Annotated in this window: 11 protein-coding genes and 1 pseudogene; 5 read left to right on the plus strand and 7 right to left on the minus strand. The window is 65.9% G+C overall.

Annotation, left to right across the window (positions count from 1 at the left end; all coding sequences use genetic code 11):
- Nucleotides 1-2,166, plus strand: a 2,166-nt coding sequence (locus tag QOI01_RS20845; RefSeq protein ID WP_526384286.1) for a multifunctional oxoglutarate decarboxylase/oxoglutarate dehydrogenase thiamine pyrophosphate-binding subunit/dihydrolipoyllysine-residue succinyltransferase subunit, incomplete at its 5' end; no start/stop codon positions are given.
- A gap of 566 nt (nt 2,167-2,732) precedes the next feature.
- On the plus strand, nt 2,733-3,563 hold the full coding sequence (locus QOI01_RS20850; protein WP_526384288.1) for an SDR family NAD(P)-dependent oxidoreductase: 831 nt from the start codon (nt 2,733-2,735) through the stop codon (nt 3,561-3,563).
- Nucleotides 3,564-3,662: 99 nt separating this feature from the next.
- On the opposite strand, the gene QOI01_RS20855 is transcribed toward QOI01_RS20850, so the two are convergent.
- Entirely contained in the window at nt 3,663-4,502 is an 840-nt protein-coding gene (locus QOI01_RS20855) for a glycine betaine ABC transporter substrate-binding protein (RefSeq protein WP_526384290.1), read from the minus strand.
- 5 nt (nt 4,503-4,507) lie between these two features.
- Entirely contained in the window at nt 4,508-5,677 is a 1,170-nt protein-coding gene (locus tag QOI01_RS20860) for an NAD(P)-dependent malic enzyme (RefSeq protein ID WP_526384292.1), read from the minus strand.
- Nucleotides 5,678-5,821: 144 nt separating this feature from the next.
- On the opposite strand from QOI01_RS20860, the gene corA reads away from it, so the two are divergent.
- Nucleotides 5,822-6,925, plus strand: a complete 1,104-nt coding sequence (corA, locus tag QOI01_RS20865) for a magnesium/cobalt transporter CorA (RefSeq protein WP_526384294.1) — start codon at nt 5,822-5,824, stop codon at nt 6,923-6,925.
- 4 nt (nt 6,926-6,929) lie between these two features.
- Here the strand turns inward: corA and QOI01_RS20870 are convergent, their stop codons facing one another.
- The 4 genes and pseudogenes from QOI01_RS20870 to QOI01_RS20885 form a co-directional block, all read right to left on the minus strand.
- A complete protein-coding gene (locus QOI01_RS20870; RefSeq protein WP_526384296.1) occupies nt 6,930-7,457 on the minus strand; it encodes a helix-turn-helix transcriptional regulator in 528 nt (175 codons plus the stop codon).
- Nucleotides 7,458-7,516: 59 nt separating this feature from the next.
- Nucleotides 7,517-7,750, minus strand: a pseudogene (locus QOI01_RS20875) (cupin domain-containing protein); the annotation flags it as partial.
- Between the two features lie 139 nt (nt 7,751-7,889).
- Nucleotides 7,890-9,248 carry an ABC transporter ATP-binding protein gene (locus QOI01_RS20880; protein ID WP_526384298.1) on the minus strand — a complete coding sequence of 453 codons (1,359 nt, stop codon included), beginning with the start codon at nt 9,246-9,248 and terminating at the stop codon, nt 7,890-7,892.
- 34 nt (nt 9,249-9,282) lie between these two features.
- A complete protein-coding gene (locus QOI01_RS20885) occupies nt 9,283-11,019 on the minus strand; it encodes an ABC transporter permease (protein ID WP_526384300.1) in 1,737 nt (578 codons plus the stop codon).
- Between the two features lie 470 nt (nt 11,020-11,489).
- Between QOI01_RS20885 and QOI01_RS20890 the strand changes: the two genes are divergently transcribed.
- Nucleotides 11,490-11,690, plus strand: a complete 201-nt coding sequence (locus tag QOI01_RS20890) for a hypothetical protein (protein ID WP_526384301.1) — start codon at nt 11,490-11,492, stop codon at nt 11,688-11,690.
- Nucleotides 11,687-12,694 (plus strand): vWA domain-containing protein, encoded by a 1,008-nt coding sequence (locus QOI01_RS20895; RefSeq protein WP_526384305.1) that lies wholly within the window; start codon nt 11,687-11,689, stop codon nt 12,692-12,694. The genes QOI01_RS20890 and QOI01_RS20895 overlap by 4 nt, the downstream gene beginning before the upstream one ends.
- 10 nt (nt 12,695-12,704) lie before the next feature.
- Here the strand turns inward: QOI01_RS20895 and QOI01_RS20900 are convergent.
- Nucleotides 12,705-12,937 (minus strand): hypothetical protein (locus tag QOI01_RS20900; protein ID WP_526384303.1); only part of this gene is annotated, 233 nt, incomplete at its 5' end.

A 12,937-nucleotide genomic window follows, 5' to 3' on the forward strand; every position in this document is an offset into this window, starting at 1 on the left:
TTGGAGGGCGCCGAGAGCGTCATCCCGATGATGGACGCGGTGCTCGACCAGGCCGCCGAACACGGCCTCGACGAGGTCGTCATCGGCATGCCGCACCGCGGTCGGCTGAACGTGCTGGCCAACATCGTCGGCAAACCGGCCTCGCAGATCTTCAGCGAGTTCGAGGGCAACCTCAACCCGTCGCAGGCGCACGGCTCCGGTGACGTCAAGTACCACCTCGGCGCAACCGGCAACTACCTGCAGATGTTCGGCGACAACGACATCGACGTGTCGCTGGTGGCCAACCCGTCGCACCTCGAGGCCGTCGATCCGGTCATGGAGGGCCTGGTGCGCGCCAAGCAGGACCTGCTGGACTTCAAGGATGGAGCCGACGGTCCCCAGAACTTCTCCATCGTGCCGCTGATGCTGCACGGTGACGCGGCGTTCGCCGGTCAGGGCGTGGTGGCGGAGACGCTGAACCTCGCGCTGCTGCGCGGGTACCGCACCGGCGGCACCATCCACATCATCGTCAACAATCAGATCGGCTTCACCACGTCACCGCAGGATTCGCGGTCCTCGGAGTACTGCACTGACGTCGCGAAAATGGTTGGCGCGCCGATCTTCCACGTCAACGGCGACGATCCGGAAGCTGGCTCGTGGGTGGCCCGGCTCGCCGTCGACTTCCGTCAGGAGTTCAAGAAGGACGTCATCATCGACATGTTGTGCTACCGCCGTCGCGGGCACAACGAAGGCGACGACCCGTCGATGACGCAGCCGGGCATGTACGACGTCATCGACACCAAGCGTGGCGTCCGCAAGACGTACACCGAAGCATTGATCGGCCGCGGCGACATCTCGATCAAGGAGGCCGAGGACGCGCTGCGCGACTATCAGGGTCAGCTCGAAAGAGTGTTCAACGAAGTACGCGATCTTGAGAAGCACGACATCGAGCCGAGCGAGTCGGTCGAGTCCGATCAGCAGTTGCCCGCGAAACTCAGTACGGCAGTGGACAAGTCGTTGCTAGCCCGGATCGGCGACGCGCACCTGGAGGTGCCAGAGGGCTTCACCGTGCACCCCCGCGTCAAGCCGGTGCTGGACAAGCGGCGCGAAATGGCCTACGAGGGCAAGGTGGACTGGGCCTTCGGCGAGTTGCTCGCCCTTGGCACGCTGGTGGCCGAGGGGAAGCTGGTACGGCTGTCCGGCCAGGACACCCGGCGAGGCACGTTCACGCAGCGGCATGCGGTGATCATCGACCGCTCGACCGGCGCCGAGTTCACCCCGCTGGAACTGCTGACGCTCAAGGAGGACGGCACACCGACCGGCGGCCGTCTGATGGTCTACGACTCGGCGTTGTCCGAGTACGCCGCGGTTGGCTTCGAATACGGCTACTCGGTGGGCAACCCCGACGCAATGGTGTTGTGGGAAGCGCAGTTCGGCGACTTCGTCAACGGCGCACAGTCGATCATCGACGAGTTCATCAGCTCCGGTGAGGCCAAGTGGGGCCAGCTGTCCGACGTCGTGCTGCTGCTGCCGCACGGGCACGAAGGTCAGGGTCCCGACCACACCTCGGGTCGCATCGAGCGGTTCCTGCAGGTGTGCGCCGAAGGCTCGATGACCGTCGCAATGCCGTCGACGCCGGCGAACTACTTCCATCTGTTGCGCCGTCACGGCATGGACGGGATCCACCGGCCGCTGATCGTCTTCACCCCGAAGTCGATGCTGCGCAACAAGGCTGCGGTGAGCGACATCCGCGACTTCACCGAGAAGAAGTTCCGCTCGATCATGGAGGAGCCGACGTACACCGACGGCGACGGCGACCGGACCAAGGTCAAGCGGATTCTGCTGACCAGCGGCAAGATCTACTACGACCTGATAGCCCGCAAGAACAAGGAGAGCCGCGACGACGTCGCGATCGTCCGGGTCGAGCAGCTCTATCCGCTGCCGAAGCGACGCCTGGGCGCCACGCTGGACGAATATCCGAACGCCGAGCAGTTCTTCTGGGTGCAGGAGGAACCGGCCAATCAGGGAGCGTGGCCGACGTTCGGCCTTGCCATGCCAGAGCAGTTGCCGGACAAGCTGACCGGCATCAAGCGCATCTCGCGGCGCGCGATGTCGGCGCCGTCGTCGGGCAGTTCGAAGGTGCACGCCGTCGAACAGCAGGAGATCATCGACGAGGCCTTCGGCTAGATCTGGTAGCCGCGAGCCTTCCCTCCGCCCTGTGCTGGCGAGCCCTCACCCCTTCCCACAGGCCTCACCCCTTCCTGCGGGCCTCACCCCTTCCTGCGGGCGACCGTGTTTGCACGCGACACGCCGCTGCCCAGTGGCAGTCCACGCACGCTCACAGGCCGTTTACGACTGAGCGCGCCCGGTACATGGATCACCGCGGTTCCACACACCTAACAGCGTGGAGCAGTCATGGCCCTCATGGAGACCACCGGTTTGCACCACCTGCGCGTCACCGTGACTGACATCGCGCGTTCGTGTAGCTCCACCAGGACGTCCTCGGATTCGACTTCGCCGCGGAGTCCCCTGGCGACGTCGACGACCCCGAGGTCCGCGCCGATCCGACCCAGCTCTACGGCGGCGTCGTCTTCCAGATCTGCGGAATCCTCTTCGGGCTGCGTCCCGTCGCCGAGGCCGCCGCTCTGAGGCTTGAGGCCGAGCCGCCGGACCCACGATTACCTGCAACCAGCGGTACCGACTAGGCTGGCTCGCCGAAAGCACGGTGGTCGACGTCGAAAGAGGGAGTGTTCATGGAGGGCTTCGCCGGGAAAGTCGCCGTCGTCACGGGAGCAGGGTCGGGGATCGGACAGGCGTTGGCCCTCGAACTCGGCCGTTCGGGCGCCAAGTTGGCGATCAGCGACGTCGACGCCGAGGGACTGGCGGTCACCGAGGAGCGCCTGAAGGCCATCGGCGTGTCGGTGAAGGCCGATCGTCTCGACGTCACCGAGCGCGAGGCGTTCGAGTTGTATGCCGACGCGGTCAAGGCGCACTTCGGCAAGGTCAACCAGATCTACAACAACGCAGGCATCGCGTACGTCGGCGATGTCGAGGTCACCCCATTCAAGGACATCGAGCGCGTGATGGACGTCGACTTCTGGGGCGTCGTCAACGGGACGAAGGCGTTCCTCCCGCACCTCATCGAGTCCGGCGATGGGCACGTCGTCAACGTCTCCAGCTTGTTTGGCATCTTTTCGGTCCCAGGGCAGGCCGCGTACAACTCGGCCAAGTTCGCCGTCCGCGGGTTCACCGAAGCGCTCCGGCAGGAGATGCAGGTGAGCCGTCATCCCGTGAAGGTCACCACCGTGCACCCCGGCGGAATCAAGACGGCGATCATGCGCAACTCGACCGCTGCCAAGGGCGTGGACACCGCGACGTTGACCGATTTCTTCGACAAGAAGCTGACCATGACCACGCCGGAGAAGGCGGCGACGATCATCTTGGACGCCGTCCGCAAGAACAAGGCCCGCGTCCTCGTCGGTCCCGACGCCAAGGTGCTCGACGTCATCGTGCGCATCACCGGGTCGGGTTACCAGAAGCTCTTTTCGACGGTCACTTCGAAGTTGATGCCGCCGGTGCACTGAGGTCCGATCGCCACGCGAGCGTGCGCGGACGTACGTTTCCGAGCGGCGTGTCGCGCACAGACACGCACGCTCGCGCCAAAATGGGCGCCCGAAAGGTGGCTACTTGCCGAGGGGGTGGGCGGCCAGCCACTCGTCGGCCACCGCGCCGGGGTCGGTGCCTGCGACGAACTTGCTGAGCATGTCGGCCAGCGATCCGGTGTCGAGTTCGCCCGCGATCTCGTTGAGCGCCAACACCTGACGCTCACTCAACTCGTTGCGCCGATACAGCGGCACGACGTTCTGCGCCCGGATGGTCGATGTCCGGTCGCCGAGCACGACGACGTCGTCGGGCACGCCGGTGGCGGCGGTGGACGTCCACGCGGCGCCGACCCGGCCCGACCGCAGCGCAGCGAACAACGCTGCGGCATCCGGGAATTCAACGGGCACGGGAAGTCGGCACACCGCGACGGCAGTGGGCGTGCGATCGCCCGCGACCGCGCCGACCGACACCCCGCGACAGTGATCGACCAGCGCACCGACGTCGCGCCCGTCCCAGGCCTTGGCCGTCGCGGTCGTGACGGCCAGCGCGGGCTTGTCCTCGGCGGACTGCGCGTAGTCGCCCGCACCGATGCCCTCGGGCAGGGCCGAGATCATCGACCGGTACACCTGCTCTCCACCGCGCGCGGTGGCGCCGGGATCGAACCGCTGCAGCAACCGCCCCGTCAACCCCGGCACCACCTCGACGCGCCCGGTATCGAGGTCGCCAAGCGGATCGGGGCTCTGCTCGACGTGTGACGGGCTGCCGTAGGACCGCAGCGCCGCCGCATACACGTGGGCCAGCAGCGTCGACTCTGCGTCAGGACCGGCGCCGACGGCGATGGATGGCGGCGGGGACGTACTTCCGCAGCCGGCGATCAGCAGCACGGCAAGCGCGACCGCCAGCCGGCGAAGGGCCGTCAAGCGGCTCAGACCTTCGACGCTGCCGCTACCGCCGCGGCCACGGCCGGCGCCACCCTCGGGTCCAATGCGCTCGGCACGATGTGGTCGACGCCGAGGTCGTCACCGACGACGGAGAAGATCGCCTCCGCGGCGGCCACCTTCATCGCCTCGGTGATGCGGCGGGCGCCCGCGTCGAGCGCGCCGCGGAACACGCCGGGGAAGGCCAGCACGTTGTTGATCTGATTCGGGAAGTCGCTGCGCCCGGTGGCGACGACCGCCGCGTACTTGCGCGCCGCGTCCGGGTGGATCTCGGGGTCGGGGTTCGACAGCGCGAAGACGATGCCGCCGGGAGCCATGGTGGCGATGATCTCCTCGGGCACCACGCCGGCGGAAAGCCCGAGGAACATGTCCGCCCCCCCGATCGCCTCGGCGATGCCACCGGTGCGGCCCTTGGGGTTGGTCTTCGTGGCCAGCTCCGCCTTGAACGGGTTGAGATCGTCACGGCCCGTGTGCACGATGCCCTTGCTGTCCAGCAGTGTGATGTCGCGGATTCCCGCAGCCAGCAGGATGTTGGCGCACGCGACACCGGCTGCTCCCGCACCGAAGATCACGACGCGCAGCGTGTGCAGGTCGCGGTCGAGCACCTTGGTCGCGCCCAGCAGCGCACTGAGCACGACGATCGCCGTGCCGTGCTGGTCGTCGTGCATGACGGGACAGTCCAGCGCCTCGATGACGCGGCGCTCGATCTCGAAGCAACGCGGCGCCGAGATGTCCTCGAGATTGACGGCGCCAAACGTCGGCCGCAGTCGGATGATGGTCTCGACGATCTCGTCGGGATCGTTGGTGTCCAGCACGATCGGGATCGAGTCGAGGCCACCGAAGGTCTTGAACAGGGCGCTCTTGCCCTCCATCACCGGAAGCGACGCCGCGGGGCCGATGTCACCGAGCCCGAGGACGGCGCTGCCGTCGCTGATCACCGCGACGAGCCGGTTGGCCCACGTGTACTTGGCTGCGAGGGTGTGATCGGACGCGATGGCGCGGCTGACCTGGGCGACGCCCGGGGTGTAGGCGATCGACAGGGCACGCTGCGTGTCCAGCGGCGACTTCAGCGCCACCGAGAGCTTGCCGCCCTCGTGGGCGTCGAAGATCGCGGCGTCATCGATGATGACTTGGGGCGTGCGTGTCAATTCAGCCATCGCGTCAGATTACTTCACCGAGGGGTCCCACCTGGCCGGGTTGACCGCTTGCGAGCCGTGGACTCCCAGCCTTTGGGCGTAACATCTGGGACTGTCGTTTCGGGGCCCAACGAGGCTGCTCCACCCGCTGAGGGGAGGTCGATCGTGCCGTCTTTCCGCGCGCTGCAGCCGTCGATGTTGCGACCCGCAGGCCGCCGCCTGCGAGACCCCGACGCACATTCGATTCACGTCCCCGTCGCGCGGGCGATGGTCGACTGCGGGGTCTATGCCGATGGCAAACGCCTGCCGGGCAAGTACACCCATGCCGCCGCCCTGAACAAGGTCCGCGAACTGGAGATGGACGGCGTTCGGGCCTTCGTCTGGGTCGGCCTACACGAGCCGGACGAACACCAGATGCAGGCCGTCGCCGACGTCTTCGGCCTCCACGAACTGGCAGTCGAGGATGCGGTCCACGCCCACCAGCGACCGAAGCTGGAACGCTACGACAACACCCTGTTCCTGGTGCTTAAGACCATCATGTACGTCGAACACGACTCGGTGGCCATGGCCCGCGAGATCGTCGAGACCGGCGAGATCATGATCTTCGTCGGCCCGGACTTCGTGGTGACGGTCCGGCACGGCGATCACGGCGGGCTCGCCGCGGTGCGCAAGCGAATGGACAACACGCCGTCGAACTGTGCCCTTGGCCCGTACGCCGTGCTGCATGCGATCGCCGACCACGTCGTCGACCATTACCTCCAGGTCACCGATCTCGTGGAGAACGACATCGACGCGATGGAGGAGAACGTCTTCTCTCCGACCAGTGACACCGATATCGAGCACATCTATCTGCTCAAGCGGGAAGTCGTCGAGATGCGCAGGGCCGTCGGCCCGCTGAACCTGGCCCTGCAGCGGTTGGGCAGCGACCACAACGACCTCATCTCCAAGGAGGTCCGGCGCTACATCCGCGACGTCCTCGACCACAACACGCAGGCGTCGGATCGGGTCGCCAGCTACGACGAGGTTCTCAGCTCGCTGGTGCAGGCCGCCGTCGGCAAGGTGTCGATGCAGCAGAACCTCGACATGCGCAAGATCTCGGCGTGGGTCGCCATTGCCGCAGTACCAACGGCGCTCGCCGGCATCTACGGCATGAACTTCGAGCACATGCCCGAGCTGTCGTGGACGTACGGCTATCCGGCGATACTGGTCGTGATGGCGACGACGTGCACGTTCCTGTACCTGACGTTTCGCCGAAACCACTGGCTGTAGCTCGTCACCCCGAGAGCTGCTCCGCGGTGCGCCAGGCGCCGGGTGAGCTTCCGTGACTACGCCGAAACGCACGGCTGAACGCTTCCTCGGATTCGTACCCGACGCGCCGGGATACCGAACTGACGCTCAGGTCGGTCGTCCTGAGCAGGTCGTCGGCGAGGTGCATCCGCCACTCGGTCAGGTACTTGATCGGTGACCGACCGAGCACCTCGCGGAACCGCTGATCGAGTACCGAACGCGAGACGGCGGCGGCCCCGGCGAGCTCGGCGACGGTCCACTTCCGTTCCGGCGCGGCGTGCAGCGCGGCCATCGCAGACGCCAACACCCGATCGTGAAGCGCGGCAATCCATCCGTGCTCGGCCATCGGCGCCGTCTCGAGGTGAATCCTCAGCACCTCGGTGAGCAACAGCTCGGGAAGTCGCGTCGACGACGGCGGCGCAGGCAGCGACGCCGTGGTGACCTCGAGCGCGTAGTTGATGCTCGAGGCAACCCAGCCGGCGGCGGGACCCTCGGGTACACGGACGACGAACACGGAGGAAACGCCCGCATGGCCGGATCGAACAGTGGATCCTCGGAATGCATGTGCCCGCAGACGATGTCGGTGCGATTCCCACCGGCACCATGCAAGAGCACCGGCATGGTGTCCCACGGCGGCCGCCTCATCAGGTTCATGATCGGAACGATCTCGGCCGGCTCCTCCCCGCCCATCAGATAGTCGTCGCCGTAGGGCAGCACGATGACATCGCCCCGGTTCGCCCAATGCCGTTCTCCGCCGGGCAGCGAGATCCAGCATCGCCCCGCCGCGACGATGTGGAACAGGATCATGCGCTCCGCCCGGGCGACGGCGGCCTCGACGAGATCTACGCCGGCGCACGCTTTCTCGACCACAACGGCCACACCATCTCCAAAGTGGAGAGCAACCGCATCGTTGACGACCTCTGATCAGGACCGCATTGACGCGTGGTCACGTGGTGGCCGGGATCGTCGTTGACGAACTCCCGGGGTGGATACCTGCCGCGGGGTCGGCGGTGATGTCGTCGCTCACGCTGTCATAGTCGTACAACTCGCCGTAGCGGCCCCAGTCGATGGCGGTGTCGAGTTGGCGGCGGGCGTCGTCGGCGGAGAATCCACGCCGCAGCAGGTCGAGGAAGAACCCGGCACGCAGATTGCCATCGGCGCTGCCGGTCAACGCTTTACAGATGGTGCGCACCAATGGTGCCCCGCTGCGGGCCTGGGTAGCGAAGATCTGCTTGCTGTTCTGAATGTCTGCGGTGGTGAACTGCACACCGACGTCGGTGAGGCTGAGTTCGCCGTCGTCGATGGTGACCAGCGCGAGCATGGTGGCAGCGTCGACCAGCGGGAAAAGGTCATCGATCTCGAAGTTCAGTTCGTCGGCCAGGTCGGCGAGCCCCATCCGGCCGTCGTTGGCGTTCACGATCTCGACGAGACCGGCGAGGCCGCCGACCGAGGCGTCGGGCAGCGGACGGGTAATCGGAGTCGCCGCAGTGTGTTCCGCGACGACTTCAGCGGTTTCCCGGCCGGTGAGTAGGCCATAGAGCTGATCGACGAGCGCCTCGAACGTAGGAGCTCGTCGGTCGCGAGGGCGCTCGAGGTCGACGCGGACTTCGGTGAGAATCCGACCCGGATTGGCGCCGAGCACCACGACCCGATCGGCGAGCAGCACGGCTTCCTCGATGTTGTGGGTGACGATGCAGATCGCCTTGGTGGGGAAGTTGTCGCCCGTCCATAGGTTCACCAACTCGGTACGCAGGTTCTCGGCGGTCAGCACGTCGAGCGCCGAGAACGGCTCGTCCATCAAGAGCAGATCGGGTTCGAGGACGAGCGCCCTGGCGAATCCGACGCGTTGGCGCATGCCGCCCGAAAGTTCCTTGGGGTAAGCGGATTCGAAGCCGTCCAGACCGATCATGTCGATGGCGTCGAGCGCGCGCTCCCTGCGCTGCGCGCGCGCAACCCCTCGAGCGGTGAGTCCGAGCTCGACGTTGTCCTGGACGGTGAGCCATGGCATCAATGCGAAGGACTGGAACACCAGCGCTGCCCCCGGGTTGGCACCGTTGAGCTCGCTACCACGGTAGCGCACGGTGCCGGTGGTCGCGGGGATGAGCCCGGCGATGATCCGGAGCAACGTCGATTTGCCCGATCCGGATCTGCCCAACAGCGCCACGATTTCACCGGTCCGCAGTTGCAGGTCGATGGAGTCGAGGACGCGCAGGTCATCGCCGGAGGCGCCGGGGAAGCTCTTGCAGACCGCGTCGACCTCGATGAGAACGTCCGTGTCGGAGACGGTCGTGGAAGGTGTCGTCATGGTGTCGCTCCTGGTGTGTGGTGAACCCGAATGGTCAGAGGGAGTATCGGCGCTGCGCGAGTGCATATAGCTGCCGCCAGAACAGGCGGTTGAGGCTGACGACGTACAGGCTCATGACCAGGACGCCGATGAGGATCCGCGGTGAGTCACCGGCGCTCGTCGCTTGGGAGATGTAGGCGCCGAGCCCCGTTGCCACCAAGGTCGTAGAGCCGTAGCTGACGACCTCCGCCACGATGGAGGCGTTCCACGCCCCGCCGGCTGCGGTGATGCCGCCGGTAACGTAGCTGGGGAAGATCGCGGGCAGGACCAGCCTGCGCCACCAAAGCGCTCTGGGCAGCTGAAGATTGGCCGCAGCTTCACGCAGGTCGTTGGGAATCGAACTGGCCCCCGCGATGACGTTGAACAGGATGTACCACTGAGCCCCCAGGCTCATCAAGACGATGCCGCCCCAATTCAGGCTGATGCCCGTCGATACCAGGACGGCGGTCGCGATCGGGAACAGGAAGTTCGCAGGGAAGCTGGCAAGCACCTGCACCACGGGTTGAGCCAGCCGCGATACCTTGGGGTTCAAACCGATCCACACCCCGATCGGCACCCAGATGAACGTCGCGACGACGACCAGCAGGATCACCCGGCCGAACGTGACCAATCCCAGGCCGAGCGCGTGGACGACCTCCCCGAACCCCGCGGTGGCGTCGATGTAACCGCCGATCCGAAACACCCCATAGCTCACCGCCACCACGACCAAGGAGCCGAAGACGACGTCACCGACCCGGCGGCGCGCAGGTGATGTCCGCAGTGGGTATTCGGCCAGTCCGAACACCGCCATCAACCGGTCCAGAGGCGCCACCAGCCAACCGAACAGCCGACCCATCAGCGCCGGGACATGCGAGCGGCGCAGCAGGTTCAGCACCAGGCTGCGAGGCGCCTCGATGGCCTCGGACTCTTCGACCCGAAACCGCTCCGCCCATGCGGTCAGCGGCCGCCAGAACAACACGTTCACTCCGACCACCATGACCACCATCACGGCGATCGCGATGAGCACCTTGCCGAGATCGCCGTCCGCAGTCGCCGTCGCGACGTACGAGCCGATACCGGGCAGCGCGTAGTGGTGGTTGTTGACGCTGAGTGCCTCCGAGGCGACCAGGAAGAACCAGCCGCCGCCGAAGCTCATCATGCCGTTCCATACCAGCGGGATCATGCCGCTGGGCACGTCGACCCGCCAGAACCGTTGCCAGCGTGAGAGTCTCAGGTTCCGAGCGGCCTCGTCGAGTTCACGGGGCTGACTGGACAGGCTGTGGTAGAAGGCGAACGTCATGTTCCAGGCCTGCGACGTGAAGATCGCGAAGATCGACGCGCATTCGAGTCCGAGCGCTGAGCCGGGGAACAGGGCGATGAAGCCGGTGATCGTCACGGAGAGGAACCCGAGGATCGGCACCGACTGGAGAATGTCGAGGATCGGCAGCATCACCTTCTGCGCACGCCGCAGTCGCGCCGCGGCGGTGGCATAGAGGAAGGTGAACAGAAGCGACAGACCAAGTGCGGCGAACATCCTCAGCAGCGAGCGGGCCGCGTAGTACGGCAGCTGGCTCGGATCCGTCGAAACCGTCGCAGGCGCCGAAGTCTCGTCGAACGGGACGTCGATCCCGGACGAGACCCGCGCGATCACCCCCAAAAGCACGGCCGCGGCCAAGAACACCACGATGTCGACGGCACGGCTCGGCGGGCGGTCCAGCGCGTCGCGTGACGGGTACGAGCGCAGCAGCGTCATGCGTTCGCCTGATTCCAGCACCACGAGTCGACGTGCTGCTGCACCAGCGGGCCGTCACGCCGATCGCCGAAGAACGTTGTGGACATGCCGCAACCTCCCGTCAGTTTCGGGGGTGCTCGCCACTAGCCAGGCAGTCGTGGGGTTGGCCGGCACAGCTGCCGATCAACCCGCCTAGACCAAGATCAACGCAACGACGGAGAGGCCGAATCCGCGAGGGCGACCCAACCGCGTGCGTCGATACTGTCGTCCGGCATGTGCCGCTCACCTCGCTTCCATCATCCGATTACCACCGCAGGGACCCTGCGCCTCGACCATTACAAGTCTTGAAACCCAGAAAGTCAATCAGTTGCGCAAGTATTATTGCCCTGTCACGCTAGCCTGGGGTTGGAGGATCATGTGACCGAGTACTACCGGCAGCAGTACCGACCTGCGGCACTGCGCCACGACCGCATTAACGCGCTGCTGCAGCGGTGCGCCTAAACGAGTTGGGCCACAACATGATGACGGGCTTCGATCGGGCGATCCCCGCGTCGACCTCGGCCGCATTCGCCCCGACGGCAGGTCTTCCGGTGTACACGTCGGGGGAGGCAATGACGGGCAGCACCATCCTGTTGGCACTGTGCCTCATCTTGCTGGTCACCGTCGCGGTGGCGCGGTGGCGACGGCGATGACCGTGCCGGTGTTGGGACCGTTTGCGTTGTCGGGTTTCGCGCACGAGTGGTACTTCCTGTTTCTGGTCCTCGTTCTCGGGCTGGTCGTGCTCTACGTCATCGTCCAGTCGTCGCATCGGCAGCGGATGCTGCGGTTCGCGAACATGGAGTTGCTGGACAGCGTCGCGCCCAAGCGATCGAAGCGATGGCGTCACCTGGCGGCGATCCTTCTGGTGTGTTCGTTGCTGCTGTTGACCGTTGGGATGGCCGGCCCGACCCGTGATGTCCCGATCCCACGCAACCGCGCCGTGGTGATGCTGCTGATCGATGTCTCGCCGTCGATGCGGGCCACCGACGTGTCGCCGAATCGGCTGGCCGCTGCGCAAGAGGCCGGCAAGCAATTCGCCGACGAGCTGACGCCGGGGATCAACCTGGGATTGATTGCGTTCGGGGGCAGTTCGATCGTGCTGGTATCGCCGACGACCAACCGGGCGGCCACCAAGGACGCGATCGACAAACTGCAATTGATCGAGCGCACTGCCATCGGAGAGAGTATCTTCACCGCGCTACAGGCCATTGCGACGGTGAGTGCGGTGATCGGTGGCGGGGACACTCCAGCACCGGCCCGAATCGTGTTGCTTTCAGACGGCAAGGAGAATCAACCGACCAACCCCGATGCCCCAAGGGGTGCGTTCACGGCCGCCCGCGGCGCCAGGGATCAAGGTGTGCCGATTTCAGCGATTTCGTTCGGCACGCCGTCGGGATTCATCGACCTCGACGACGCGCGCATCCCAGTGCCCGTTGCCGACGAGACACTGCGCAGAGTCGCCGACCTCTCCGGTGGCACCCTCTACAGCGCCGAAAACGTCGATCAGCTCAAGAACGTGTACACCACGCTGCAGGGCCAGTTCGGCTACGAGATCATTCGCGGCGATGCCAGTGCCGGTTGGTATCGATTGGCGGCACTCGTGCTCGTCGTCTCGGCGCTGGCCGCGCTGCTGATCAACCGCCGGTTACCGAGCTGACCGAGAGACATCACGGGAACACCTCGGCTCGACGCACCCACCGACTCTTCAGAGCATGCGCGGCAGCCAGATACGCGGCGAGGATCAGCACGAGCCACCCGAAGAACGATCCGGGCAAGGGCGTCATTCCGATCCAGTGCGCGAAGGGCAGGAACGGCAGGCACAACCCGATCAGCACCACGGCGACCACGGCAGCCATCAACGGTGGCGCCGGCCAGCCCTGCGCTCGAAGTCCGCGACGTG

Origin of the sequence: Mycobacterium sp., assembly GCF_032162605.1 — a bacterium.
Classification (GTDB): Bacteria; Actinomycetota; Actinomycetes; order Mycobacteriales; family Mycobacteriaceae; genus Mycobacterium.